This is a genomic window from Micromonospora sp. CA-111912, assembly GCF_050948415.1.
In the GTDB taxonomy this organism is placed as follows: Bacteria; Actinomycetota; Actinomycetes; order Mycobacteriales; family Micromonosporaceae; genus Micromonospora.
Genome location: NZ_CP192007.1, coordinates 2,076,167 through 2,100,750 on the forward strand (window position 1 = coordinate 2,076,167; position 24,584 = coordinate 2,100,750).

The following is a 24,584-nucleotide window of genomic DNA, read 5'->3' on the forward strand; positions in this document are numbered from 1 at the left end:
CGGCGCCACGGCCACATCGGGTCACCGTCCCTGACTGATGCGGGTGTTGATGCTGGCGATCTCCGTCACGTAGCGCAGCCGCTCGCCGTGTTCGAGGTCGAGGATCTCGTCCAGCGACCAGTGGAAGTGGTAGGCGACGTACGCGACCTCGGAGTAGATGCGGTCGGCCGCGTACGTCACGATTCCCCCAGGCGCCCACCGGCGAGGTCGACGGCGAAGCGGTGCCGGCACTCCGGGCACACCACGCTCGCCCGGGTGTGCCCCTCGCTGTTGATCCGCCGGTACATGTCCTGGAGGAACGCCAGGTCCGAGGCGAACAGGTCCTCCACCACGCCCGGGTGCACGTCCAGCACCGTGCCGATCCTGGTGACCACCCGGCTGAGCAGCACCACCGTGAGGTACGGCGGGTTCTCCCGGACCCGGTCGTCGCGCAGCGGCACCAGCTCGTCGCGAGCCGTCGCCAGCCGCATCACCCCGTCCCGGTGCACCGTGCCCGAGCCGTCGACGTAGCCGCGCGGCAGCTCGAACGGGAACTCCGTGCGCAGCGTCTCGCGGCGCGGGGCGACGGCGGGCGACTCGGCCGGCTCCGGGCCGGGCGGCGGGACCAAGGACGACGTGCGGCGCATGGGGCTACTCGACCTCCATCGACTCGTACGTCACCACGAGCTTCTCGGTGAGCACGCTGGTGTCGCCGGCCTTGAGCGAGCTGATCTCCAGGCTCTTCGCCCACGCGTTGGTGAGCTTGTACCGCTTGATCGGTATGCCCTCGTAGTCGAAGACGATGATCGCGCCGCCCTTGCGGGCGGAGCCCATCTTCCCGAAGCGGCAGTCCTTGACCCACCGCTCGAAGCTGTTGTCCGCCGTCAGGCCCCGGGTCAGCGTGACCTCGCCGGCCTTCGGCGCGCCGGGCGCCTTGCGTACGGCGAACTTGCCGTCGGCGGTGTTCGACTTGTACTCGATGACGTCCTGCTCCATCTTGAGGCCGGAGACCTCGGTGATCTGGCGGATGATGATGCTGTCCACCTCAAGGCCGAACGAGTGGCCGACGGCGGAGTCGAAATCGGGGAGCGGCACGACTGCCTCCTGACGCTTTGGGGACTACTCGTTGACCAGGCTGGTGCCGCCGGACATCTGCGCCAGCTGGAAGATGACGAACTCGGCGGGCTTCACCGGGGCCACGCCGATCTGGCAGATCACCTGGCCGGCGTCGATGCTCTCGGCGGAGTTGGTCTCCTCGTTGCACTTGACGTAGAACGCCTCGTCGGGGGTGAGCCCGAACAGCGCGCCCCGCCGCCACTCGTTGACCAGGAAGGCGCTGATGGTGCGGCGGATGCGGGCCCAGAGCATGTGGTCGTTGGGCTCGAACACCACCCACTGGGTGCCGTTGAGGATCGACTCCTCCAGATAGTTGAAGAGCCGCCGCACGTTCAGGTACCGCCACGCCGGGTCGGACGACAGGGTGCGCGCGCCCCACACGAGGATGCCCCGGCCCGGGAACGAGCGGATGCAGTTGACGCCGATCGGGTTGAGCAGTTCCTGCTCCGCGCGGGTCAGCTGCGTCTCCAGGGCGATCGCACCCCGGATCGTCTCGTTCGCGGGGGCCTTGTGCACGCCCCGGTTGGCGTCGTTGCGGGCCCACACCCCGGCCAGATGACCCGACGGCGGCATGAACCGGTTGGTGCCGGTCACCGGGTCGAACACCTTGATCCACGGGTAGTAGAGCGTGGCGTACTTCGAGTCGTAGCCGGCCTGGTCGGTGCGCCACTCCTTGACCTGCTGCGGCGACAGCCCCGGCGGCGGGTCCAGGATGGCCATCCGGTCGCCCATCAGCTCACAGTGGGCGATCATCGCGGACTGCACGGTCTTCACCGACTCCAGGTCGATCGCGCCACGCTGGTAGGCCCCCATCAGGTCGGGCACCGCGACCATGGTCACCTCGTCGACCGCCTCCAGGCCGCCGAACCCGGTACGCTCCGCCGCGTCGCCCACGTACTCGTCGGCGGAGACGGTCTCGGGCGCGGCGGTCGGCCCCGGGCCGATCAGCTCCACCTCGCCGCCGGTGGGCCGGGCGAGCTGGCCGGTGGGCGCGGCCTCCTCGATCGTGATCAGCTTGGACTTCTCGCGGACGACGGTCACCACGTTGTCCTTGCTGCGCTTGGTGGTCACCGACTCGAACGTCTCGACCACCTGACCGCCGCGCTTGACGACGAGGTTGAACCGGTCCTCGCCCGCGCCCTCCGGCGGGTCGGCGACCTCGACCGAGAGGTCGTCCGGGACGCCCTCGGGCAGGGCGCGGGCCACCACCCGGTACGTGCCGAGGATCGCGGTCGGCTCGGGCGCCGACGGCAGGGCCTCGTCGCTGGCCCGGTCGCCACCGACCCGCACGATGTACGCGGCCCCGCCGCCCTGCATGAAGTACCCGTACACGGCGTGGCCGAGGTAGCAGTCCGGGGCGAACTCGCCGAAGACCTGCGAGTACTGGCTCCAGTTCGTCACCAGGGTCGGGGTGTTGAACGGCCCCTGCGCGGCGAAGCCGACGAACGCGGCGACCGCCGTGCCGACGCCCTCGATCGGGCGCGAGCCGGCCACCTCCTCGACGTACACGCCCGGTGCCAGGTAGTTGGGCATCCCGCCTCCTCGTCCCTCGGTCGGGTCGAGCGTCCCGCGTACGTGCGGGGCTTCACACGTCCGGCGGGCCGATTGATCGGGAAGGAGTTGATGTCCTTTCAGGCAACCGTCCGGTTGTGGTGAGGCACGGGCCGCGCTGTCGGGGCGGTCCGGTCCGTCCGGTCGGCGACCCGACGCGGTCTACCCGCTGATCAGCTCGTCGCGCCACTGTACGAAGCGCTGGCGCAAGGGCGCGATCTGATCCGGACGCGTGCCGTAGTCCGCGAACGCGGTGTCGGTGACCTGCGCCAGCGCCCCGATGGCCTGGGCGAACATGGACCGGTCGAATCCTGGGTCCGCGGCTTCGGCGAGCTGCAACAACTGCTCTCGTGAGTAGCGACCGGACTCGATGGTGGAATCGACTGACGTCTACCCGGTCATCAGTAGTGGTCCACCTTCTATGCCATCGGTTGACTGTCGTTGTCACGACCATCCGACTGGTACTCAATTGCCTGCGTCGAACTTGGCCATCGACCTTCGACGTAGAGCTGGATCAACCCTGCATGGGATAAGGGTCGGGTTAGGTCATCCACGTTGGAGTTGGTGTTGTAGTCGAGCAGCACTACCAGCCGTTGGTCGCTCAGGCGGGCGAGCTTGTCGATCAGTTCTGCGGCCTTGTTCTCGAGCATCCAGCGGTAGCACGGAAGGTAAATCCGGTGGCGAGCCACCCCGTAAGGGAGAAGAGTGCCGCCCTGTAAGCCGTACCGGTGACCGAGCACCTGTCCGTACTGCCGACTCGTCCGCTTGATTCCCCTCATTGAATCGATGGCGAGCCTGCGTGGATCGACATCGCACGTCTCGAATACCTTCAACGCCTGCCAGATGCCCTCTACCGACTGGCCGACGGCGCCGGGAGAGCCGGGCACAGGGATGTCGCCGTGCGGATAGAATGGGCTGAGGCGCACCCAGGGCTGTGGTCCACGCGAGGTGACGTCCGCGACTGACGCGTCCGGGTACGCGACAGCCAGGGAGGCGGGCGAGCGTCGTCGGCTTGCCACCTCAATCGCCATCGCGGTCACTTTCGAAGCAGGGGAGTGCGGGTAGTCGGGGATAAAGCTCCCCCGGAAAACCGTTGGCCAGACCGGGTTCCAGGTAACGAATAACCTCGCGGGCCATGCTGACCGGCGACCACCCGTAGCGCCGCGCGAGTGCGGCGGCTGCACAGGGCTCAGGGTCGAAGTCCGGCGCGCTGCGGGGATGGTAGAACTCCCAGTCGCCTTCCGACTCGGCGATCCAGAACTCCGCGATATTGCCGAGTGCTTGATCGATTGCGGTCCGCTCGCCGGATGGTATGGCCGTGAGCAGTGTCCGCCAGGATTGATCAACTATGTCGCTGTCGGGCAGGTCGTCTGTGGCAGTTGCGTTGATCGCCAGCCGCCAAAGGGCGATGGCCGAGGGGGGACCGGATTCCGGCGTGAGCGGCGACATCGACTCCAGTAGACACCATTCGCCCCCGAGTATCGCATAGGGACACGCTGCGAGAATTTGATCATTGATCGCATGGCCGAATGCAGTGAGTGCCGCCCAACGTCGCCAGCACCTGTGCTCTGCGCCGGCGGCGTACAAATAGGAAGCCGTCTCACGTGCGAGGTCCGTGGCGAATGACAGCTTCCCAGCTTCTTTTCCGAAGCTGAGTTCGGCTGCGGCCGCGTGCAGGTCACGGCGGACAAGATCGAGCGCGGAAGGCATGTGGTCGACTACGCCGAGTCGCCGGGTCGGTCCTGGGGGTGCGGCGACCGCGTCCAACTCGGCGGCGAGCAGGTCGACATAACGTTCGACTGTCAGGAAGTCCATTCGCGAATCCCCCCTTCCGCTGCTCCATGCGAATCCGCTGCCGCTCGTGCCTTGTCCGCGACACCGCTCACGCTGTCCGCTTCACCTGCGTCTACCTCGGCCACTCGGTTTTCCCCGGGGATGTGGCCGGTGAAGGTCACCTCGCCCTCATGGATGATTCGAGGCCCGATCTTGACCTTTCCGCCGTTCTGTAGCTCCTGGACATTGGCTGGATCCTGCTGCTGCAACTGTCGCAGCGAGAATACGTATACGAACACCCTGCCCACCACGCCAACCGTCCTCTTGTCCTTGTCGTCGATAAACTTCTCCCCCTTGGCGTATGCCGCGGAGTGTTCGGCCTTCTTCGACGTGGACATGAAAGGAATGGTGGTGAACCCCATTCCGCCAGGCTTCGTGCTGGGGTCCTTCAACTCTTTCTCAAACGCGTTGTACGTGTTGATGTACCGCTGAAGCAGTGCGAGATAGAGGTTGTCGAACTGCTGTTTGCGGCTCCCCCACCATTGCCGGACGGCCTGGGGGTCTTTCGTTTTCTTCACGGTCTCCTGAACCAGTTCGGCCGCTGCTGTCAGATCTTTCTCCGGAACGTCGGAGCCGTCCGGCGTGCGACTTCCCGCGATCTCTCGGGCGGCTGCGCTGAACTCAGGCTTCCCTACCAATTTCTGCTGCAACGTTCTGTCGTACGTGTCCGGATCCCACGTGCGCTTGAAGTGGATTCCGCGATACGCGGCGACAGCTCCTCGCACCTCGCTGCCGGTGAGGGCCTCCGTGGGCTTGGTTTGCTCCGGATTGATCTTTCCGGTGACGGACCAATGTTCGCCAGTCTTCTCCGCATGGAGGGATGACAACCCGTAGCGAAGTCGGATTGCCGAGAGTAGTGGCTTTATCAAGGAGCTCTTTACCGGTTTGCCGGCGTATTTGTTGACAGCACGAACGCCGGCGGCCATGCCTTGGTCGAGCAAGTGGCGCTTCTGCTCGGGGGTCTTGTTTCGGCTGAGCCGGCCCTTCAGCTTCTGGCCCTTTGCCTTGAGCTTGGCCCAGATTTTCTTGCCCAGGGCGGCGATCTTGTCGACGACCCAGTGCACGGCCTTTCTGACCGGCGCGCTCAGCGACTTGAAGAACTTCTGGACCTTCTGCGCGATCCCGCCGACGCCGAGGACGGCGGCCAGCACCCCGATGAGCACCGGCACCGACCGCGCCAGGGCCTTCTCGATCAGCGCCGGCACCCCACCCGTCCCGCCGCCGGCGATCGCGATGATCGCGTCGAGGACCGAGTTGACGAACTCCAGGATCTGCGCACCCTGGGTCACGATGAACGTGACGAAGTCGATGATCATCTTGACCGCGCGGACGAACGCTGAGGCGGGGTTGAGCAGCGAGATGATCCAGGTGATGCCGGCCATCAGCACGGTCGGGATCAGGTACTCGCTGATCTTCGAGAACAGGTTGGCCTTGAGGTCGCCGACCTTGTCCTGGATCTCCTCCCACAGGCCGCCGAGGCCCTGCGCCTGCACCTTCTGCACCAGCGGGACGGACTTCTCGACCGCACCCATCGCCGGCTCGGGCACCCCGCGCTGGATGATCAGGCCCCGGATGGACGCCCAGGTCAGCCCGAGCAGGGAGCCGACCATCATGACGATGCCGCGCAGGTCGAACTTCGCCGGCAGTTCCAGCCCCGCCCCGGCCATCGCCCCGGTGAGCCAGCCGACGAGTCCCTTCTTCAGGTGCTCGCCGATGTTGGCCAGGAACCCGCGCAGCCCGGCCCCGACCGCGCTGACCAGGTTGCCGAGGAACCCGATCGGGTCCTTGATGATCGCCATGACCGCCTGGGCGGCCTTGGCCAGGACACCCATCAGCATGTCCTTGAGCTGCATGATCGTCTTGATGACCCCGGCGACGGCGTCGACGGCCTTGGCCACGAGGCCCTTGTTCTTCTCCTTCTCGGCCGCGATCTCCTCGTCGACCGACTTGAGCGCCTCGTTGTACTTCGACGCGAGGGTCTGCACCAGCTCGGTGCCCTTGTTGTTCACCGACTCGGTCAGCTCGTCGAACTTCCCGGCGAACTCGCCGGCCGCTTCCTTGCCGATGGCCTGCAACTCCGGCGCGAGACCCTTCACCGCCGCCTGCAACTCGGTGCGGCCGGTGGCGATGCGTTGCTTGGCCCGGGTCAGCTCCGCGCCGATCACGTCGGCCACGCCGGAGATGACCTGCTGCATCCGGTCGACGTAGCCCTTGCGGGCGGTGGCGAAGATCTGGTTGGCCTCCTCGGGCAGCCCGGCGAACTTGTCCTTGATCCACCGGCCCTTGCCGAGCAGCCCCGAGTACCGCTTGTCCTTGTAGGCGTCCATCAGCCGGGTGTGCTCGGCGGTGAACGCGTCCCGGGCCGCCTTCTCGCCCGCGCTGAACTTCTCGTCGACCTTCTTGTCCAGGCTGGACAGGATCTCCTCGACGTCTTTCTTCGTGGCGTCGAAGACCTTCTGCAACGTCGCGGTGACCTGCGCCCGCTTGACCTCGTCGGCGGACTTGGCCTGCTCCTTGCCCGCCCCGACCGCCTGCCCCGCCTGCTTGCGGTCCCCGGTGAGGGCGGTCATCGCCGTCGCCCCGGCAGCCCCGGCCGCCGCCTTCGCCCCGGTCAGGGTCTGCGCCTCGGCCGCCCGCATCTGACCCGGGGCCGTGGCCGCGTGCTGCTCGACGGCGTCCTTCTCCTTCAGCGCCCCGGTGAACTCCGGCTCGTTGGACTTCGCGAGCTGCTCCTCGGTGACCTGCGCGTCGGCCATCTGCTGGTCGACCTGCTTCGGCCCGCCGGAGAGGTCCGTCGCAGCCGGCGGCGCCTTGTCCGGTACGGCCTTCGCCGGGTCCGGCATCCCCGGAGTAGCGGGGGGCTTGTCCGCCACCAGGGGCGTGACGGGTTTGTCGACCGCCTGGGACGTGTCCGGCGGAGCCTTGGTCGTGGTCTCGATCGTGTTGGCCGAGGCCTTCTTGCCGTCGGTGACCTGGCCCTGCACCTGCCCCTTGACCGCGTCGGCCTTGCCCGAGTCGCCGAACTTGTCGGCCTCGTCGAGGTTCTTCGGCGCCTGCGCCGCGATCGCCTCGTTGACCGAGCGCACGAACGCGGCCTTGTCGAACTCGCCGGGCTTGGCGGCGTTCATCTTCTCCGCGTTCGCCGCCTTGCCCTGGGCCTCCTTGTCGTCCTGCGGCGCCTTCGCCGCGCCCTGCGCCTTCGACGCCTCCGACGTTGCCGGCGGGTGTGCGCCGAGGACCTGCTGCTTGCCCCGCACGTCCGCCTTCAGCGCGGCGAACTTCGGGTCGGCTTGCGGCCCGGGGCGGTGGACGGGACCGGCGTCGGTCGCCAGCCGCTGCACCGGTACGTGAACCGACGGGTCGACAACCTCCGGACCGGCACCACCGGTCGCTGGTGCCGTCGTCGGCTGGACCGTTGCCGAGGAGCAGGACGATGTCGAACCCGTCTTCGATGCCCTGCCGCCGAAAGTCGATCGGGCGGTGGTCGGCGATCGCCGCGCGGCCGATCCAGCCGCCCTGCGCTGCGCCACCAGGGCGGACACCGCCCGGTTGCCGGCTGTTGCCTGCAACCGTTGGGCGACGGCCGGGCTCAAGGGACGCGCCCCAGGGCCTCGGTGTGCTGCGGTCGTGGCGTCGGAGTCATCAGCCGCCCGGGCCGGTGCAGGCGCTGCCGGGCGTACCGGAGCGCGTTCCGCACCTCGTTCCTCGGCCGGCGCCTTCACGCTGTACCTCCCGGGCCGGGCACGCCATCGTCAGTTCACCGTGGAAACGAGCGTCCGACACTCGGAGTCACTGGTCACTGACCGTGCGGCCTCTTGGGAGTGCCGCGAAAGTTGCCCGATGGGGCAGCGCTCGCGTGGTCGGACCCTCGACTGTCCGCTCCACCAGGAAACCCAGGAGGCAGATTCGCGAGATGCCGGCCGACGGCTAAAGGCGTGGACGACGCAACCAGAGATCCATACGATCGTCGATGCGCTGCGTCATTTCGGGTTCGCAGGCATACGGGGAAAGGTTGTCTCCTTGAGATCGTCAGTTTTGGGCCGGAGGTTGGCTGCTGCCCTGGTCGCGGTGGTCGGTGCCGGCGGGCTCGCCGTCGTGTCGGCCGCAGGAGCGGCCTCCGCGGCTCCCCACCACGAGAGTCAGATACCGATGCACATCGGCTACACCGACTCCGCCGACGCACAGGTCGCCCACGAGTGGGAGGGCGACACCAACGCCCCGCTGGGCACCTGGCAGGACGGGGCGAGTCAGCTCCACACGTCCCGGGTCTACGCCACCTTCGACCTGACCGGCTTCACCGCGCGGCAGGTCATCGGCGGCAAGCTGTACCTCCGCGAGCAGAGCGCGGCGCAGTGCCCGAAGCGGGACATCGAGGTCTGGCGTACCGCAGCGGTAACGCAGACGCCGACCTGGGCGGGTGCCCCGGCGGGGATCGAGAAGCTGGACGAGGCGGGCGACTCGGCGTACTGCCCGACGGATCTGGCGTTCGACGTCTCGGCGGCGGCCCTCGACGACGCCCGCGAGGACGACGGGCGGATCACCATCGAGCTGCGGGTGTCGGCGCAGCACGAGAGCGACCTCAGCTATGGCCGCCAGCTCAACTGGTACAAGCGGTTGCAGCTGACCGTCACCTACAACTCGTTGCCGGCGCTTGACGGCGGTCGCCTCTACAACGGCGGCTTCCCGTGCCGGGAGCAGGCCCCCTACCCGATGCTGCCGGCCCAGCGCGCGACCCTCCAGGCCGTTGGCAACGACGCCGACGGCTCGGACAGTCTGCGGCTCGACGTCGGTGTCTGGCCGGTCGGCGACCCGGCGGCACGGGTTGAACTGAACCAGGAGCACGGCCGGTCCGGCCGGATCAGCACGGTCCAGGTGCCGGACACCGCGCTGGTCGACGGCACGACGTACGCCTGGCAGGCCCGGACCTCCGACGGCCTGGACACCTCCGCCTGGTCCCGGACCTGCTACTTCACCGTCGACCGCACGGCGCCGCCGGCCGTTCAGGTGGCCTCGGCCAACTATCCGACCTCGGACACCGGCCCGACCCCGCTCGGCGAGCCGGGGGTGTTCACCCTCTCCGGTGGCGGCAACCCCGACGTGGTCGGCTTCGCGTACGGCTGGGAGTCGATCCCCGTGTCCGGGTGCGGCTACGGCGACCTCGGTCAACTCGTCTGCCCGGATCCGGTGACCGTGCCGGGCACCGTGCAGACCGACATCCCGGGCGGCTCGGCGACGCTGACGCTGAACCCGCCCCGGGACTTCCTCAACACGCTGGTGGTGCGTGCCCTCGACCGGGCGGGCAACCGGTCGGCCGAGACCCGCTACGAGATCCGGGTGCCGGACACCGACCCGACCGTGACGGTGGTGGGCGACCAGCCCGACTGGGGTGACGAGGTGACCGTCCGGATCACGCCGCACGCCGGGGTCGCTGCGGTCACCGAGTACGAGTATCTGCTGACCGGGGGTACGAAGCAGACCGTCCCGGCCGGCCCGGACGGCAGCGCCACGGTCACCTTCACCGCCGACGAGCCGACGGGTTACCAGCTCACGGTACGCAGCCGCAGCACGAACGGCTGGGTCTCCTCGGAGGGGTCGTGGTCGTTGCGCTTCAACCACCAGCCGCCGGGCGTCTCCTCCACGGTCTACCCCGCCGGCGGGCCGGCCTCCGGTGGCATCGGTGTGCCGGGGACGTTCGTCTTCTCGCCGCCGTCCAACTGGGACGAGGTGAGCGAGTACCGGTACAAGTTCACCGGTGACTCGGTGTATCAGACGGTCGTGGCGGGCCCGGACGGCACCGCCTCGGTCACCTGGACCCCGCCGTCACGCGGGTTCAAGACCGTGAGTGTGTACGCCGTCCGCCCCGACGGGAAGCAGAGCTACTTCGCGAAGTCGTACGCCTTCCGGGTCGCCTGACGGGCCCGCGCACGACCGGGACGGCCGGCGAGGTCAGGAGGTCGACTCCGCTTCCTCCTCCTCGCCGGTCTCCTCCCGCTGCACGTACGTCTGCGCCGACTCGTCCTCCTCGGACATCTCCTCGGCGCGCTGCACCTCGGGGTGGTCGTGCCCCTCGTGCTCGACCGCCCGCTGGACGGGGGCGGCGGCAGCCGGGGCGGGAGTGGCCGGGGTGCTCATCAGCCGGTCGGCGTTGGCGACGGCTTCCCGCTCAAAACGGTCGGACGGGTCGCTGACCTTCACCCCGCCGCCCTGTTCGGTGCCGTCGACGGGGCCGCTGCGCTGCTGCACGACGTGGGTCAGCTCGTGGGCGAGCATGTGCTGCCCCGCCGACGACGCCGGGTCGTAGCTGTCGCGCTGGAAGACGATGTTCGACCCGACGGTGTACGCCTGAGCGTTGACCGACCTCGCCGACTCGTGCGCCGCCCCGTCGGTGTGCACCCGGACGTCGCCGAAGTCCTGCCCGCCGAACCGGGTCTCCATGTCGGCCCGCAGGTCGGGGGCGAGCGGCGTACCGCCGCCGGAGTTGACCACGTTGTGCACCGGGGAGCGTTCCGGCTCCAGCAGCTCCCCGACGGCCTGGTTGCCGATCGCCCGTTGCAGGCCGAGCAGCCCGGACGCGCCGAGCACGTCGGGGCGGCCGGCGCCGGCGGCGGCGTACATGAGGTGGTCGGTGTCGCGCTCGGGGCCGGACGGCCGGTCACCGGCGGGGCGTGCCGCCGCCTCAGAGTCGAACTCGCGATGTCCGCGCATGCCGGGCCTCCTCGCCGGGCCGACCCGACGCGATCACGGCAGGGTCTCCCGTCTCGACCGTCCCGTGTCGGGCCGCCCCGGCACAGGGCGAGCCGGGCCAGCCGTAGAGGCAGCCCGAAGTGCCCACCCAGGCAGTCCGCCGCGCCCTGGCGGCCCACGGCGGCGCACTCGCGGACACCGATCGCGGCAGACGGTCCCGATTTGGTCGCGGGGCCGGCCGTGCCTTGCCGGACGGACCTAACATCGGCGGTCCGGGCAACTGTCTATGTTGGACGGGAGAGCTCATGATCCTGCGTCGATCGGGGCGTCGCGTGCCGTCGCGGCGACCGCGCTCGGGCGCCCGCGAACCGGGCCGCCGGTCCTGGATGCAGGGCTGGGGGCTCAAGGCGGCCGTCATCTCGGCGGTCGTCCCGCTCGTCGTCGCCGCCCTGTGGGCGAAGGGCACCGGACTGGTGGATCGCTGGGTCGGTCCGACCCCGAGCGCCTCCGGGTCCGTGACGCCCGTGGCGGTCGCCGGTGGTCAGGCCCCGGGACCGTCGGTCAGCCCGTCATCGGTCAGCCCGGCACCGGTCAACCCGTCATCGGTCGGCCCGGCACCGGACGGCTCGCCGTCGGACGGCCCGCCGCTTCCTCCCGAGCCGATCTGGGACCCGACCGGGCCCCCGTCCGACGGGCCCACGTCGAGGCCCGACCCGACGTCGAAGCCGAAACCGCCCCCGCCGAGCAACGAGGCGGCTGTCTCCGCGCGGGTGCGGCGGAGCGGAACGCTGGTCATGGCCGACTACACGGCGTACGACCTGGACTCGACGGCCGCCGACTGGAACCCGACCAAGGACGACTGGGGCTCCAACCGCGACGTCGGGTACGCCTCATGGTGGCCCGACGCCAGCAACGACGCCGTCGTCAGCCGTGCGGACCCGAGGTACGCGGCGTCGCTGCCGGGCACCGGCCCGTGGCAGCGCGCCGACTGTGTCCGGGCGGGGTACGGGCAGCCGTCCGCCCGCCCGGTCGGGGATCGGCTGCTGGAGCGCCGGGGAATTTGCGTGGTCACCTCGGAGGGGCGCTACGCGCTGCTGGTGGTGAGCAGGGCGGTCGAGAAGCAGCTCACCGTCCGGGTCACCGTCTGGGAGTGACGTTCCCGCGTCCGGCAAAGATCTCCCGCCGCCGGGTGCCGGTCTCACACCGCCAGCCCCAGGTAGGGGCCGAACTCGCTCTCCAGGGTCAGCCGGCCGAGCTTGCGGTACTCCCGGCCCACCGCGCCGATCAGCTCGGCCATCCCCACCGGCCGCCCCGCCCCGGCGGCCAGGTACCCGGCGGTCACCGCGGCCGAGCGGATGTGCCCGCCGGCCAGCTCGAACGACTCGGCCAGGAAGCCCAGGTCCACGTCGGGGGCGCGGGGCACCCGGTCGCCGAGGCAGCGGTCCCACAGCGCCTTCCGGGCCGCCTCGTCGGGCACCGGGAAGTCGACCACCACGTCGAGGCGGCGGGTGAACGCCTCGTCCAGGTTGGCCCGCAGGTTCGTGGCCAGCACCGCCAGCCCGTCGAAGGTCTCCATCCGTTGCAGCAGGTACGCGCTCTCGATGTTGGCGTACCGATCGTGGGCGTCGCGGACCTCGGAGCGCTTGCCGAAGATCGCGTCCGCCTCGTCGAAGAGCAGCACGCCGTTGACCCCGGCGGCCTCGCCGAAGATCCGCTCCAGGTTCTTCTCCGTCTCACCGACGTACTTGTCCACCACCGTGGCCAGGTTCACCGTGTACAGGTCCAGCCCGAGGCTGCCCGCCACCACCTCGGCGGACATCGTCTTGCCCGTGCCCGAGTCCCCGGCGAACAGGGCGGCCACCCCGTGCCCGCGCCCGCCGCCGGGGCGCATCCGCCACCCGCGCAACACCAGGTCCCGGTGCCGGGCCCGGCCGGCCAGCTCGTGCAGCAGCGACAGCGTCCCCGGCGGTAGCACCAGGTCGTCCCAGCCGACCTCCGGGACGATCCGCCGGGCCAGCCGCTCCAGGCCGGCCGCGTTCTGGGTACGCGCACCCGCGCGCAGGTGCGCCGCGCCGACAGGGTCCCCGGTGGCGGCGGCGAGTTGGACGGCCACCGAGGCGGCCCGCCGGATCGCCGGGGCGCCGAGGACGAACTGGGCGGTGGCGGCGGCCGGGTCGAGCCCGTCGGCGACCGGGCCGGGCAGCGCGGCCCGCCACACCTCGGCCCGCTCGGCGGCGCTCAGCGGCACCACGTCGACCTGCACCGGCGCGCTGGCCGTCCACGCCGGGTCCCACGGCTGCGTCCCGTACGCCAGCACCGGAACCTCACCGGCGGTGAGCCGGGACCAGACCGTCCACGGCTCGTCGCCCCGCACCGGCCCGACGACCAGTCCCGCCCCGGTGAGCAGGGCCTCCCGGACCAGCACGGTGGCCAGCTCCGCCGCCTGCGGGTCGGCCGCGAGCCGGGGCAGGTCGACGGCGAGCGCGCCGCGTCCGGCCTGGTCGAGGGCGGCCACCGCGAGGGCCGTCGCGCTGCCGCCCGGCTTCTCCCGCAGGTACGCCAGCCGCGCCCCGGACCGGCCGAGCTGCTCGGCGCCGGGCGGCGGCGGCCCGGCGGCGTCGACCGGCTCGGCGAACCCGACCAGCGACGGTTCGGGGGCGTCGGCGCCGAGCAGCCAGCCGCCCACCCGGTCGGGCACCCACAGCCCGCGGCTGAGCACCGGCCGGTCGGGGGAGTCGACGCGCAGCAGCGCCAGGTCGATCAGCGGCGTCCCGGCGGCGAGCCGGAGCCGGGCCGGCGCGGCGGCCTCGGGCAGCCCGCACAGCCGCAGCGCCAGCCCGACCGAGGGGCGGCGGCGGGTCACGTCGTCGTTGAGGTACCCGTAGAACAGCTCGAACCGGCTGTCCACGTCCGGGGCGAGGGCCACCAGCAGCAGCGCCTCGTCCAGCGGGGTCAGCCCCGCCGCCCGGGCCAGCGCCGCCAACCGGTCCGGCCCGGCCTCCCGCCCGGTTCCCTCGAGCCCGGCCGGTGCCCCGGCCGGCGTCGGCCCGGCCCCGGCCGGCGTCAGTCCGGGCCCGGCCGCCGGCCCCGATCCGGCCGACGCCCTTGCCGAGGCATCGGCCGGATCGCCCGGCCACGGGTGGAAAGGCTCCCGGCCGGCGTCGAGGGCGGCGTCGACCGCCTCGTCGGACAGGTACAGCCCCCGGAAGGGGTCGTCGGGCTGCGGGTCGGACTCGCGGCGGGTCGTCACCGCAGCACGTACCGCCAGCTCCACCCGCTGGAGACGGCGCAGCAGCGTCGGCGACCCCCGGGCCACGGCTCAGCTCCCGGCCGGGGTCGGCCGGTGCCGGACCCGGTCCCCGGCGGCGTCGCGGGCCCGGTCGGCGACCTCGGCCACCATGCCGTCGCGGGCCGGCGGGCCGGCCTCGACCACCCGGCCGCTGTCCACCGGCGTGCTGATCACCACGTCGAGCGAGGGCTTCAGCTCCCCGCCGAGCGCGGTCCACACGTCGGCGAAGGCCCGGTCCTCCGGCGGCGGCAGCGCCACGGTCATCGGCACCGGCATGCCGATCGCGGCCACCGAGCCGGCCAGCACCGCCGGGGGAAGCGCGTCGAGGCGCAGGAAGCACAGCAGCAGCGACGACAAGAGGCGGTGCTCGTCCTCGGGGCGCTGGGTCCACGCGGTGACCAGGTAGGACAGCTTGATGTAGCGGGGCGGGGCGACCCGCCGGGCCACCTGGCCGCGCTCGTCGTACTCGTTGACCAGGCCCCGGGACCGGCGGCGCAGGTCCTCCCGGATGTCGTAGAGGTAGACGTTGACAGTGGGGGCGTTGCGCCGGGCCGCCCACTCCTTCGTCGGCGCTTCGAGCACGATGTCCACGCCGGAACCGGGCAGGGCCTCGTCGCGGACCAACCGGCGCAGCGCGTCGTCGATCTCGTGGATCACCCGCTCACCACCTGCCCCGGAAGGGCGGGTCGAGCCCGCGCGGCACCACCAGGAACGGTTCGGTGGCGCGCACCGGCCCGAAGGCGCGGCCTCCCGAGACCCGCGCGGCGGCGAGCTCGCGCGGGCCCAGCTCGTCCTTGCGCAGCACCAGCACCTGGGTACGGAAGCTGCCGTCAGCGTCGGCGGTCACCGTGTCCGGGATGGCGGTGATGCCGGGCTGCCAGCGCAGCCGCACCGTCGCCCCGGGCGGGAAGCCGGTGCCCACGGCGGCGGTCACGAACCCGGGTGGCCCGATCGCCGGGTCGACGCGCAGCCGCGGCGCGATCACCTGCACCGGCGCCTGCGCCGTGCGGGTCGCCGACACCTCCCGTACGGTCGCCGTGAGCCGCCCGGCGACCGCCGCGACGACCGCTGCCCGCGCGGGCAGCACGACCCTGACCACCTGCTGCCCGCCGGGGCCGAGCGCGCCGAGCAGGCAGAGCCGGCGGCCGGCCCCGCAGCGCGGGTCGGCGCTGATCGGCGGCAGCAGCGGGGTGGGCGGGGTGACGTCCAGCCAGACGTTGTCGGCCGGCAGGCGACCGGCGTTGCGCACGGTGAAGGTGACGGGGACCGGGTCGCCGCCCAGGTAGGCCGGCTGGTTGCCGACCGAGACGGTGAGGGTGAGGTCCGGCGACGGCAGGCGCTGGAACGCCGGCTCCGACCCGACCTGCCGGATGACCGTCGTCGGCGGGCCACCCGCGCCGGACAGGACGACGATGTCCGGCGGCTCCTCGGACCCCTGGAGGGTCACCGCGATCCGCCGGCCGTCCGGGGACCACGCCGGGTCCGCCACCCAACGGCCGTCCCGGTCTCCGGGGGTGAGCGGGTGCCGGGCGGCGGAGCCGTCGGGCGCGACCACGCACAGGTCGGCGGGGCGGCTGCTGTCGGCGAACGCGATCGCGGCCCCGTCCGGGGACCAGGCCGGCGACCGGTCCGTCTCGCGGGCCGGGCAGCCGTCGCCGATCCGGGCGCTGAGGTCGGTCTGGTCGGTGACGGTCAGGGTGCCGGTACCGGTGCCGGTGCCGTCGAGCCGGGCGAGCCAGATCCGGGTGCCGGTGAGCTGCGGGTCGGACACGATGATCAGCGCAGTGTCGGCGCCGGTGCGGCCGGCCAGGTCGGTGGCCCGGCAGGTCACCACGGTCTGCCCGATCGGGAACCGCGAGCCCGACGGCGGCTCGCAGCGCACGGGCAGCGGCCGGTCCGCCGCGTCCACGGCCGTGGCCTGGTAGGTCACCTGGGCACCGGTCGGCCCGGTCGGGGCGACCTGCACGTCGTCGACCCGGACCAGCGGCAGGCCGGGCTGGGCGACCCGGACGATCAGCTCCTGCACGGCGTCCGACCCGGCCTCCGGCGGGTCGAGGTCGAAGCGCAGCGTGCAGCGCAGCACGGACCCGGGGATTGCCCCGGGCGCGACGGAGACGGTCTCGGTGAACCTGGCCGGCGTGCCGGCGTCCACCCTCGCCGGGTCCGGGTCGAAGGCGACGGAGAGGCCGTCGTCGCAGGTGGCGCTCGGCCTGACGGTGACCTTCAGCTTCCCGATGGCCTCGATGATCGCCTCGATCATCTTGTCCGGGGCGCTGTCCTTCGTCAACACCCCACCCGTTGCACCGGTGAGTTCCGTCGCCACGTGGTCCCCGTCAAGCCCCAGTTCCCCAGCGGAACTCTTGATCGGCACCCCGATCAGGGCGATCTTCTCGGCCTGGAGTTGCCCTAGCAGGGTCTCCGTCGAGATCGGGACGCCCTGGGGCGTGGTCTTGTCGAGGCTGTAGGTGTCGCTGATCAGCACGACGATCCGGCTGGTGTCCGGGCGGAACCCGATCCGGTCGTTGCCGGCGAGCTGCCGCAACGCGTAGAACCAGTTCTCCGTGCCGTACGGGCTCTGCGCGGTGAGCCGCTGCACGGCGGCGTCCACGGCCGCGTCGTCCTTGGTCAGCGGCTGGCGGGGCAGGTACATGTCCGGGTCGTACTCCCCCTCGCCGCCGCGCCCGCTGAACGTGGCCAGGCCGAACCAGGCGTCCGGCTGGCTCGCCCGCACGTTCCCGATGACATCGGAGAGCCGGGCCTTGAGCTGGCTGATCACGCTCGCCCCGCCCTCCCCGGGCCGGGACATCGAGGCGGTGTCGTCGACGAGGAAGACGATGTCGGGGCGGGGCGGGATCGGTGGGGTGGGCAGCGACTGCTCCACGGTGAACGAGGTGCCCGGCAGCGCCGGCCGATCCACCCTCGGCACCGCCAGGTCGCTGCGCCGGGGGGTGGCCAGCCGGGAGAACGCGAGCCGCAGGCCGTCCGGCGACCAGGAAGGCTCGGCGTCGCGGCCGATCAGGTGCGGGGGCATCGGCACCTCGGCGAGGAGCCTCCCGTCGGCGACCGCGACGACCAGGATCCGCGAGGGGTCGTCGTCCGACGGCTGCCGGGTGAACGCGACCGCCTCGCCGGTCGGGGACCAGGTCGGGTCGGTGTCCCGGTCCTCCTCGGCGGTGCCGGGCGGGGCGAGGGCGCGCGGGTCGGCGCCCGAGGCGTCGGCGACGACGACCCGGGCCCCGCCGCCGGGCTGGTCGGCGCTGTAGGCGAGCCGGGTGCCGTCGGGGCTGAACGCCGGCCCGGTCTCCGACAGACCGGGCCGGGCGGTGTGGTCGCGGCGGTCCCCGCCGGTGGCGTCGGCGGTCCACACGTCGCTGGTGTCGGCCAGTTCGGTGGCGGTCCAGATCAGGTCGCCGCCCCGCCAGGCGGGCTCGTGCTCGGGCAGCGGGCCGGTGGCGACCGGGGTCACCCGGCCGGCCCGGGCGACGTACACGTCCCCGGCGGGGTCGTCGCGGGTGGAGGTGACGGCGATCCGCGTGCCGTCGGGGGACCAGGCCGGCTCCGCGGCGTCCCGGGGGCCCGGCACCGCGCGGGTCACCGGGCCGCCGCCGGGGGCCACGGTGGCCACCGTGCGGAAGGCCGGGTCGGCCGCCGGCGCGAACCGGGTGGTGGTGAAGGCGATCCGCGCGCCGTCCGGGGACCACGCGGGCTGTCCCTCGGTGGCCGGGCCGTCGGTCACCCGGACCGCGGCACCGCCCCCGGCCGGCAGCACCCAGACGTCCCCGGCGGGGTCGCCCCGGGTGCTGCCGAAGGCGATCCGGGCCCCGTCCGGCGACCAGGTCGGCCAGCTGTCCTCGGCCGGGTGGTCGGTGAGCCGGCGCAGCCCGGAGCCGTCGACCCGGACCACCCAGATGTCGGCGTTGCCGGCCCGGTCGCTGGTGAACGCGACCTGCCGGCCGTCGGGGGACAGGGCGGGGTGGGCGACCGTGCCGGGGCCGCCGACCAGCCGCACCGGCGACCCGCCCGGGCGGCGCAGGTAGAGCCCTCCGCCACGGTCGGCACCGCCGGGGGTGGCCCGCCGCCCCACCCAGACCAGCCGGCCGGCGCGCGCGTCGACGTCCCGCTCGGCGTCGCCGCGCTCGTTCTCGGACAGCAGCGGACGGGGCGTGCCGGTGGCATCCGCGCTCACCACCGGGGTCGGGCGCTCCTCGCTGCGGTAGCCCAGCCGGTAGCCCACCTCGGCGTCCGGCGGGGCCGGCGCCGGTGCGGGCGGCGTGGGGGCGGGCGGCGCGGGTGGCGCGGGCGCGGCGAGCGCCGACCCGGCCACCAGCCCGAGCACCATGACTCCCCAGCGGCGGTTGCCCCAGCGCACGACACCTCCCCGTGGTCACCCCTGTCCCCACCGTGTCGACCCCCGGCGGGGCGGGTAGCGGCGGTCGGTGCCGGCCTGCGGGCAGTGCGGCCTGCCCGATAAGGCAGCGCGGCTCAGATCAGGCCGTTGCGCAGCGCGTACGCCACGGCGTGGCAGCGGTTGCGCAGGTGCAGCCGGTTCGTCACGTCGTGCAGGATGTTCTTGATGGTCCGCTGCGAGTAGGAGAGCTTCGCGGCGATCTCGGCGGTGTCGAAGCCGTCGGCGACCAGGCGAAGCACCTCCACCTCCCGGTCGGCCAGCCCGGAGAAGGTCAGCCCGCGCGGCCCGAGCACCTCCCGTTGCAGCGCACCGACCTGCTGGAGCAGCCGGCCGAGCAGGTCCGGCGGGACGGCGCCCTCGCCCGCCGCAGCGGCCCGGACCACCGCGACGAGGCGGTCCGCGCTGGCCTCCGACCGGCGGACGATCCCCGCGACGCCGTGTTCCACGGCGGCGACCAGCCCGGCGTCGTCGACCTGGGTCACCACCAGCACCAGCGCGGGCGTGCCCCGGCTGCGCGTCGCACGCAGGGTCCGCAGGGACGACTCGTCGATGCCGTCTGTGATGATCACCGCCACCTCGGCCCGGTCGGCCTCGGCGTCGTCGAGCAGCAGCACCTCCGGCCGGGGCCGAAGCTGACTGACCACCCCGGCGCGCGAGATGACATCGGTGGAGGACAGGTGGACTGGTACGCGTCGCATGAGCACCCCCGGTGCGCTGGGACGATCGGTGACGCCGAGTATCGCCCGCCGCACCAATCGTGCAGTCAACGTGGGCTTAACGGCCCTCCCGCGTTGCCCCAAGGTCTTCCTCCACGGCGGATTGAACGGGTGGGCATCCACCTAGAGTCGCGCCATGACCACCGACGCGAACCTGGACACCGACCTCGTCGAGGTCAGCCCGGGCGGCGAGGCGAGCTGCCGGCTGGAGGTCCGCAACGCCGGCCCGATCGTCGAGGCGTACGTGCTCGAGGTGCTGGGCGACGCCGCCGGTTGGGCCCACGCCGAGCCGCCCACCGTCTCGGTCTACCCCGGCTCGGCCGAGACGGTCGTGATCCGCTTCCAGCCACCCCGGTCGCCGCAGGTGGTGGCCGGCGAGCGGCCCTTCGCGGTGCGGGTCACCCCGGCCGAGAACCCGGACGGTCAGGTCGTTCCGGAAGCCACGGTGCGGGTGCTGCCGTTCGCCGAGATCGCCCCCGAGATCCTGCCGCGCACCTCGCGGGGGCGCTGGGGCGGCCGGCACGAGCTGTCGGTGTCCAACCTGGGTAACACGCCGCTCGGGCTGACGTTGGCCGGCAGCGACCCGGACAACCGGCTCCGCGTCGCGGTCCGCCCGCCGCAACTCGCGGTGGCCCCCGGTGAGGCGGCCTTCGTCCAGGTGCGGGTCCGCGCGCGCCGGCTGCGGTGGCGCGGTCACCCGGTGACGCTGCCCTTCCAGGTCGCGGTCGTCTCGGAGGAGACGCCCCCGGCCACCCTGGACGCGGCGACCGTGCAGGAGCCGTTGCTGCCGCAGGGGATGGGTCGGATCCTCGCCGCGCTGGTGGTCCTCGCGTTGCTCGGCGCCGGCCTGTGGTACACGCTGCTGCGGCCGACGGTGAAGTCCCTGGCCGAGGAGGTCGCCCAGGAGCAGGTGGCCCCGGTGGCGCAGCAGGCCAGCGCCGCCGACAGCCGGGCCCAGCAGGCCGACGACAAGGCCCAGCGGGCGCTCGGCGGCGCGTCCGCCAGCCCTCGCCCGTCGGGGCCGACCCCGAGCAACCCGCCGCTGCCGCCGTCGGCGACGCCCAGCGCCCCCGTGCCGGGTATCCCGGCGGGCGGGCAGTCCTTCAGCCGTCGGCTCGCGGTCACCGCCGCGAAGGGCGCCACCCGCACCGACCAGTACACCGTGGCGTCCCGCCGGGTGTTCGTGCTGACCGACATCTTCCTGCAGAACCCGCAGGGCGACGAGGGACGGCTGGAGCTGGTGGTGGACGGGACGACGGTGCTCACCGTGGCGTTGAACAACTTCCGGGACCTCGACTACCACATGGTGTCGCCGATCGAGGTCCGCGCCGGCCGGGTGATCAGCCTACGAGCCACCTGCCGGAAGGCGGGCACCACGCTCGACGGGGCCGGTGGCGGCGGCGGCCAGTGCCGCGACTACGCCCTGCTCAACGGCTACACCCGCAGCACGAGCACCCCGGCGGCCTGACGACACCGGCCGGGTCGCCGCCGTCGCCCAGGCGCAGTGCGGGCGTGGCCGCGTCACCGGCCCGCCGGCGGCAGGTGACGGACTTCGACCCGGCCTCGAGACCCGTCGGCTAGCGTCGCGGCATGGAGCAGATGCTGGTCACCGGGGGTGCGGGGTTCATCGGCGCCAACTTCGTCCACCGGGCGCTGGCCGCCCGGCCGGACCTGCGGCTGACCGTCCTCGACGCGCTCACCTACGCCGGGAACCGGGACAACCTCGCCGAGGTGGGCGACCGGATCACCTTCGTCCACGGCGACGTCCGCGACGGCGACCTGGTCGACGGCCTCGTCCGGGACTGCGACACGGTGGTCCACTTCGCCGCCGAGTCCCACGTGGACAACTCCCTCCAGGACCCCATCCCGTTCCTGCGGACCAACATCGAGGGCACCTTCGTGCTGCTCGAGGCGGTCCGCCGGCACGACCGGCGGCTGCACCACGTCTCCACCGACGAGGTGTTCGGCAGCCTGCCGTTGCACGGCGGCGAGGCGTTCACCGAGGAGACCCGGTACGACCCGTCGAGCCCGTACTCGGCCACCAAGGCGGCCTCGGACCTGCTGGTCCGGGCCTGGGCCCGGTCGTACGGGGTCCGGGCGACGCTGTCGAACTGCGCGAACAACTACGGGCCGTACCAGAACGTGGAGAAGTTCCTGCCCCGGCAGATCACCAACGTGCTGATCGGGCGGCGACCGAAGCTCTACGGCACCGGCGAGAACGTGCGGGAGTGGACCCACGTCGACGACCACAACGACGCGGTGTTGCTGATCCTCGACGCCGGCAGGGTCGGCGAGACGTACCTGATCGGATCCGGCGCCGAGTGGAGCAACCGGGCCCTGGTGGAGCTGACCCTGACGCTGCTCGGCCGGCCCGTCGACGACTTCGACAGCGTGCCGGACCGCCCCGCCCACGACCTGCGCTACGCCTGCGACAGCGGGAAGATCCGCCGGGAGTTGGGCTGGCGGCCCCGCTGGGCGGAGCTGCCCGACGGGCTGGCCGCCACCATCGACTGGTACCGGGGCAACGAGTGGTGGTGGGGGCCGCAGAAGGCCGAAACCGAGGCCCGCTACGCGGCCATCGGGCGCTAGCCGGCCGAGCGATCCGGGGCGGTACGTCGTACCGTATGCCCTGGATAGGATGGCGGCACTATGCCGAACGAGCGCAAGGGCAAGATCGACCCCGCCCGCAGCCTGGCCATCCTCTGGCGCACCCGGGAGCCGACCAGCCGCAGCGCCGGGCCGGGGCTCAGCGTCGACCGGATCGTCCGGGCGGCGATCGAGATCGCCGACGCCGAGGGGATCGACGCGCTCACCATGCGCCGGGTCAGCGAGGCGCTGGGCGTCGGGACGATGTCGGTCTACACGTACGTGCCGGGCAAGGCGGAGCTGCTCGACGTCATGGTCGACACGCTCTACGGCGAGATCGGGCGCCCGGTGGACGCCCCCGGCGGCTGGCGGGCCCGACTCGAACAGGTCGCCCGGGAGAACCTGGGGCTCTACCGCGCCCACCCGTGGCTGCTGCGCGCCGAGACCAGCCGGCCCGTGCTCGGCCCGAACATGCTCGCCAAGTACGACTACGAGCTGGGCACCGTGGCTGGCATCGGCCTCGACGACGTGGAGATGGACGCCGTGCTCACCCTGGTCCTCGGGCACGTCAAGAGCGCGGCGCGGGCCGCGCTGGACGTGGCCGACCTGGAGCGCGAGACCGGCATGACGGACGGCCAGTGGTGGCAGTCGCATGCCCCCTGGCTGGAGAGGTTCATGAAGTCGGGCAGCTATCCGACGGCCTCCCGGGTGGGCTCGGCGGCGGGGGAGGCGCACGGTGCGGCGTACGGGCCGGAGTACGCGTTCGAGTTCGGCCTCCAGCGGGTGCTCGACGGCGTCGCGGTAATCGTCGCCAAGCGTTCGGGCGCGGCCGACGCCGGATAGGCGGGAATCGCTGCCGGGCGACGCCATGCCGGGGCGGCGGCCAGTGCCGCGACTTCGCCCTGTTCAACGGCTGCACCCGCAGCGTCGGCTGACGTCCACTTTGTCGGCCCGGTCGGATACCGGACATGGTGCGGCCGGCCACCCGGCTGCTCTGCCATCCTGGATCTTCCCCGCCGGTGTCCATCCGCGCCGGCCAGACGCGGCCGGCGAGCCGGAGGCAGCGTGCGGCGGGGGCGGACGGGGGCGCGGATGACCGTACGTGTGGAAGCCGGACGCAGGGCCGAGACGTCGACCGCGACGCTGACCCGTGGCGCGGCCCAGCCGGGCCGGGCCGGCCTGTCGCGCTGGCGGGACCCGCTCCGCACGACCCCCGCGCGGATCGTGCTCCACGGGCTCCTCCTCGCGTCCCTGCTGTTCGCCACGGCCGTGGTGGCCCTGCGCGCGGGCGGTCCGGCGACCACGCTGGGCGAACGGTCCGCCGCGTCCGCCGTGCGGACCGGCACGAGCGCCCGCCAGATCTACGTCGGCCTGGCCGACGCCGACGTCGCCGCCAGCGCCGTCTTCCTACTGCCGCCCCGGGAGGAACGGGCGGCCGGGCTGAGGGCCGACTACCAGCGGAAGATCCAGGAGGTCGAGCACGCGCTGAACGCCTCGATGGGCGCGGCGGTCGACGACCCGGACCGACTGGCGAAGCTGGCCACGATCGCCGCCCGGTTGCAGGTCTACCAGCGCATCATCTCCGACGCGCTGGCGGTGGCCGACGGGCCGGGGACGGCTGCCAACCAGGGGGTGCTCGCCTCCGCGTACGCGCGGGAGGCGTCCCACTACCTGTCCACCGAGCTGCTGACCGCCGCCCAGACCCTGTGGGACTACGACACCAGGCTGCTGCGGGAGGCCCGGGTCGACGCCCGGTGGTGGGTGGCCGCCTCTCTGCTGATGCCGCTGCTGACCCTGGCAGCGCTCGGGGCCGTGCAGTGGTGGCTGTGGCGGCGCACCCGCCGCCGGCTCAACGCCGGCCTGCTCGTCGCCTCGGCGGGCGTCGTGGCCGTCCTGGCCCTGGCCGTCGCCTCGTGGTCGCACTGGCCGGCCGCCGACAGCCGATTCCCCGAGCTGGCGCGGGCCGTGGACGAGCAGAGCGCCACCCAGCAGCGGCTCGGCACGTTGCTGGCCGGCCGCGCGGACGTCTACCTGGGGCTCGGCGGCAGCGTCGACCCGGTGGGCCACCACGAGGACTTCGACGGCCGGCGGCTCTGCGACGTCCCGGACGGGGTGGACTGCACCACCCTGACCGCCGTGTGGACCGCCCGGCAGAGCCAGGAACCGGACGCGTTCCGCCGGGCCATGGACGCGGTGCTGGACGCCGGGCCCGCCGGGGAGTCCTTCGACGCGGCGACCGCCGCCCTCACCAGCCGGCTGGACGAGGGCGACAAGGTGGTCGCCGGCCACGTGGGCGGCCTGCCGGCGACGCCGCGCCAGTTCGGTGGGCTCGCTGCGTGGGTCGTGTTGCTCGCCGGCGCCGCGGTCGTCGTCGGGTTGCGGCAACGCTTGGCCGAGTACCGGTGAGAGGGGCGGGGGAATC

Annotated in this window: 20 protein-coding genes; 6 read left to right on the forward strand and 14 right to left on the reverse strand. The window is 72.4% G+C overall.

Going from position 1 to position 24,584, the window contains the following annotated elements; translation table 11 throughout:
- Positions 1 to 21: 21 nt before the first annotated feature.
- The 8 genes from ACQPZO_RS09440 to ACQPZO_RS09475 all read right to left on the reverse strand — a co-directional run bounded on the left by ACQPZO_RS09440 (position 22) and on the right by ACQPZO_RS09475 (position 8,072).
- The gene (locus tag ACQPZO_RS09440; protein ID WP_433348861.1) at positions 22 to 180 is read right to left on the reverse strand and encodes a DUF6760 family protein; all 159 of its coding nucleotides are present in this window, start codon (positions 178 to 180) and stop codon (positions 22 to 24) included.
- Positions 177 to 626 carry a hypothetical protein gene (locus ACQPZO_RS09445; RefSeq protein WP_433348863.1) on the reverse strand — a complete coding sequence of 150 codons (450 nt, stop codon included), beginning with the start codon at positions 624 to 626 and terminating at the stop codon, positions 177 to 179. The genes ACQPZO_RS09440 and ACQPZO_RS09445 overlap by 4 nt, the downstream gene beginning before the upstream one ends.
- A gap of 4 nt (positions 627 to 630) precedes the next feature.
- Positions 631 to 1,074 (reverse strand): phage tail protein, encoded by a 444-nt coding sequence (locus ACQPZO_RS09450; protein WP_350888608.1) that lies wholly within the window; start codon positions 1,072 to 1,074, stop codon positions 631 to 633.
- 24 nt (positions 1,075 to 1,098) lie between these two features.
- Positions 1,099 to 2,628, reverse strand: a complete 1,530-nt coding sequence (locus ACQPZO_RS09455) for a phage tail sheath family protein (protein WP_433348865.1) — start codon at positions 2,626 to 2,628, stop codon at positions 1,099 to 1,101.
- Positions 2,629 to 2,808: 180 nt separating this feature from the next.
- Entirely contained in the window at positions 2,809 to 2,988 is a 180-nt protein-coding gene (locus ACQPZO_RS09460; RefSeq protein ID WP_433348867.1) for a hypothetical protein, read from the reverse strand.
- A 77-nt stretch (positions 2,989 to 3,065) separates the two neighbouring features.
- Positions 3,066 to 3,677: a DUF6939 family protein gene (locus ACQPZO_RS09465; RefSeq protein ID WP_433348869.1), complete on the reverse strand. Its 612-nt coding sequence runs from the start codon at positions 3,675 to 3,677 to the stop codon at positions 3,066 to 3,068.
- The gene (locus ACQPZO_RS09470; RefSeq protein WP_433348871.1) at positions 3,667 to 4,461 is read right to left on the reverse strand and encodes a hypothetical protein; all 795 of its coding nucleotides are present in this window, start codon (positions 4,459 to 4,461) and stop codon (positions 3,667 to 3,669) included. Before ACQPZO_RS09470 ends, ACQPZO_RS09465 begins: the two co-directional genes overlap by 11 nt.
- The gene (locus ACQPZO_RS09475) at positions 4,449 to 8,072 is read right to left on the reverse strand and encodes a phage tail protein (protein ID WP_433348873.1); all 3,624 of its coding nucleotides are present in this window, start codon (positions 8,070 to 8,072) and stop codon (positions 4,449 to 4,451) included. The genes ACQPZO_RS09470 and ACQPZO_RS09475 overlap by 13 nt, the downstream gene beginning before the upstream one ends.
- 427 nt (positions 8,073 to 8,499) lie before the next feature.
- On the opposite strand from ACQPZO_RS09475, the gene ACQPZO_RS09480 reads away from it, so the two are divergent.
- Positions 8,500 to 10,392 (forward strand): hypothetical protein, encoded by a 1,893-nt coding sequence (locus tag ACQPZO_RS09480; protein ID WP_433348875.1) that lies wholly within the window; start codon positions 8,500 to 8,502, stop codon positions 10,390 to 10,392.
- 33 nt (positions 10,393 to 10,425) lie between these two features.
- On the opposite strand, the gene ACQPZO_RS09485 is transcribed toward ACQPZO_RS09480, so the two are convergent.
- Together ACQPZO_RS09485 and ACQPZO_RS09490 are read right to left on the reverse strand one after the other, a co-directional pair.
- The gene (locus ACQPZO_RS09485; protein WP_433348877.1) at positions 10,426 to 11,184 is read right to left on the reverse strand and encodes an eCIS core domain-containing protein; all 759 of its coding nucleotides are present in this window, start codon (positions 11,182 to 11,184) and stop codon (positions 10,426 to 10,428) included.
- Between the two features lie 520 nt (positions 11,185 to 11,704).
- Positions 11,705 to 11,959: a hypothetical protein gene (locus ACQPZO_RS09490; RefSeq protein ID WP_433348879.1), complete on the reverse strand. Its 255-nt coding sequence runs from the start codon at positions 11,957 to 11,959 to the stop codon at positions 11,705 to 11,707.
- On the opposite strand from ACQPZO_RS09490, the gene ACQPZO_RS09495 reads away from it, so the two are divergent.
- Positions 11,958 to 12,317, forward strand: coding sequence for a hypothetical protein (locus ACQPZO_RS09495; protein WP_433348881.1), 360 nt, complete (start codon positions 11,958 to 11,960; stop codon positions 12,315 to 12,317). The genes ACQPZO_RS09490 and ACQPZO_RS09495 overlap by 2 nt on opposite strands.
- A gap of 44 nt (positions 12,318 to 12,361) precedes the next feature.
- Here ACQPZO_RS09495 and ACQPZO_RS09500 read toward each other — a convergent pair whose 3' ends face one another.
- The 4 genes from ACQPZO_RS09500 to ACQPZO_RS09515 form a co-directional block, all read right to left on the reverse strand.
- On the reverse strand, positions 12,362 to 14,479 hold the full coding sequence (locus tag ACQPZO_RS09500) for an ATP-binding protein (RefSeq protein WP_433348883.1): 2,118 nt from the start codon (positions 14,477 to 14,479) through the stop codon (positions 12,362 to 12,364).
- Between the two features lie 3 nt (positions 14,480 to 14,482).
- Complete coding sequence (locus tag ACQPZO_RS09505; protein WP_433348885.1) at positions 14,483 to 15,109, reverse strand: DUF4255 domain-containing protein; 627 nt, start codon at positions 15,107 to 15,109, stop codon at positions 14,483 to 14,485.
- Between the two features lie 4 nt (positions 15,110 to 15,113).
- Positions 15,114 to 18,821 (reverse strand): VWA domain-containing protein, encoded by a 3,708-nt coding sequence (locus ACQPZO_RS09510; protein WP_433348887.1) that lies wholly within the window; start codon positions 18,819 to 18,821, stop codon positions 15,114 to 15,116.
- A gap of 113 nt (positions 18,822 to 18,934) precedes the next feature.
- Positions 18,935 to 19,558 carry a helix-turn-helix transcriptional regulator gene (locus ACQPZO_RS09515; protein ID WP_387024591.1) on the reverse strand — a complete coding sequence of 208 codons (624 nt, stop codon included), beginning with the start codon at positions 19,556 to 19,558 and terminating at the stop codon, positions 18,935 to 18,937.
- Positions 19,559 to 19,712: 154 nt separating this feature from the next.
- Between ACQPZO_RS09515 and ACQPZO_RS09520 the strand changes: the two genes are divergently transcribed.
- The 4 genes from ACQPZO_RS09520 to ACQPZO_RS09535 all read left to right on the forward strand — a co-directional run bounded on the left by ACQPZO_RS09520 (position 19,713) and on the right by ACQPZO_RS09535 (position 24,568).
- On the forward strand, positions 19,713 to 21,044 hold the full coding sequence (locus tag ACQPZO_RS09520) for a COG1470 family protein (protein WP_433348890.1): 1,332 nt from the start codon (positions 19,713 to 19,715) through the stop codon (positions 21,042 to 21,044).
- A gap of 131 nt (positions 21,045 to 21,175) precedes the next feature.
- On the forward strand, positions 21,176 to 22,165 hold the full coding sequence (gene rfbB / locus ACQPZO_RS09525) for a dTDP-glucose 4,6-dehydratase (protein ID WP_433350906.1): 990 nt from the start codon (positions 21,176 to 21,178) through the stop codon (positions 22,163 to 22,165).
- A 60-nt stretch (positions 22,166 to 22,225) separates the two neighbouring features.
- Complete coding sequence (locus tag ACQPZO_RS09530) at positions 22,226 to 23,005, forward strand: TetR/AcrR family transcriptional regulator (protein ID WP_433348892.1); 780 nt, start codon at positions 22,226 to 22,228, stop codon at positions 23,003 to 23,005.
- A gap of 249 nt (positions 23,006 to 23,254) precedes the next feature.
- Positions 23,255 to 24,568, forward strand: a complete 1,314-nt coding sequence (locus tag ACQPZO_RS09535; RefSeq protein WP_433348894.1) for a hypothetical protein — start codon at positions 23,255 to 23,257, stop codon at positions 24,566 to 24,568.
- Positions 24,569 to 24,584 lie beyond the last annotated feature (16 nt).

What these genes read in the sequence shown, in the direction of transcription:
- ACQPZO_RS09445 (WP_433348863.1), bottom strand. Translation starts at nt 626, where the DNA reads ATGCGCCGCACGTCGTCCTTGGTCCCGCCGCCCGGCCCGGAGCCGGCC.
- ACQPZO_RS09455 (WP_433348865.1), bottom strand. Translation starts at nt 2,628, where the DNA reads ATGCCCAACTACCTGGCACCGGGCGTGTACGTCGAGGAGGTGGCCGGC.
- ACQPZO_RS09465 (WP_433348869.1), bottom strand. Translation starts at nt 3,677, where the DNA reads ATGGCGATTGAGGTGGCAAGCCGACGACGCTCGCCCGCCTCCCTGGCT.
- ACQPZO_RS09470 (WP_433348871.1), bottom strand. Translation starts at nt 4,461, where the DNA reads ATGGACTTCCTGACAGTCGAACGTTATGTCGACCTGCTCGCCGCCGAG.
- ACQPZO_RS09485 (WP_433348877.1), bottom strand. Translation starts at nt 11,184, where the DNA reads ATGCGCGGACATCGCGAGTTCGACTCTGAGGCGGCGGCACGCCCCGCC.
- ACQPZO_RS09495 (WP_433348881.1), top strand. Translation starts at nt 11,958, where the DNA reads ATGGCCGACTACACGGCGTACGACCTGGACTCGACGGCCGCCGACTGG.
- ACQPZO_RS09490 (WP_433348879.1), bottom strand. Translation starts at nt 11,959, where the DNA reads ATGACCAGCGTTCCGCTCCGCCGCACCCGCGCGGAGACAGCCGCCTCG.
- ACQPZO_RS09515 (WP_387024591.1), bottom strand. Translation starts at nt 19,558, where the DNA reads ATGCGACGCGTACCAGTCCACCTGTCCTCCACCGATGTCATCTCGCGC.
- ACQPZO_RS09520 (WP_433348890.1), top strand. Translation starts at nt 19,713, where the DNA reads ATGACCACCGACGCGAACCTGGACACCGACCTCGTCGAGGTCAGCCCG.
- rfbB (WP_433350906.1), top strand. Translation starts at nt 21,176, where the DNA reads ATGCTGGTCACCGGGGGTGCGGGGTTCATCGGCGCCAACTTCGTCCAC.
- ACQPZO_RS09530 (WP_433348892.1), top strand. Translation starts at nt 22,226, where the DNA reads ATGCCGAACGAGCGCAAGGGCAAGATCGACCCCGCCCGCAGCCTGGCC.
- ACQPZO_RS09535 (WP_433348894.1), top strand. Translation starts at nt 23,255, where the DNA reads ATGACCGTACGTGTGGAAGCCGGACGCAGGGCCGAGACGTCGACCGCG.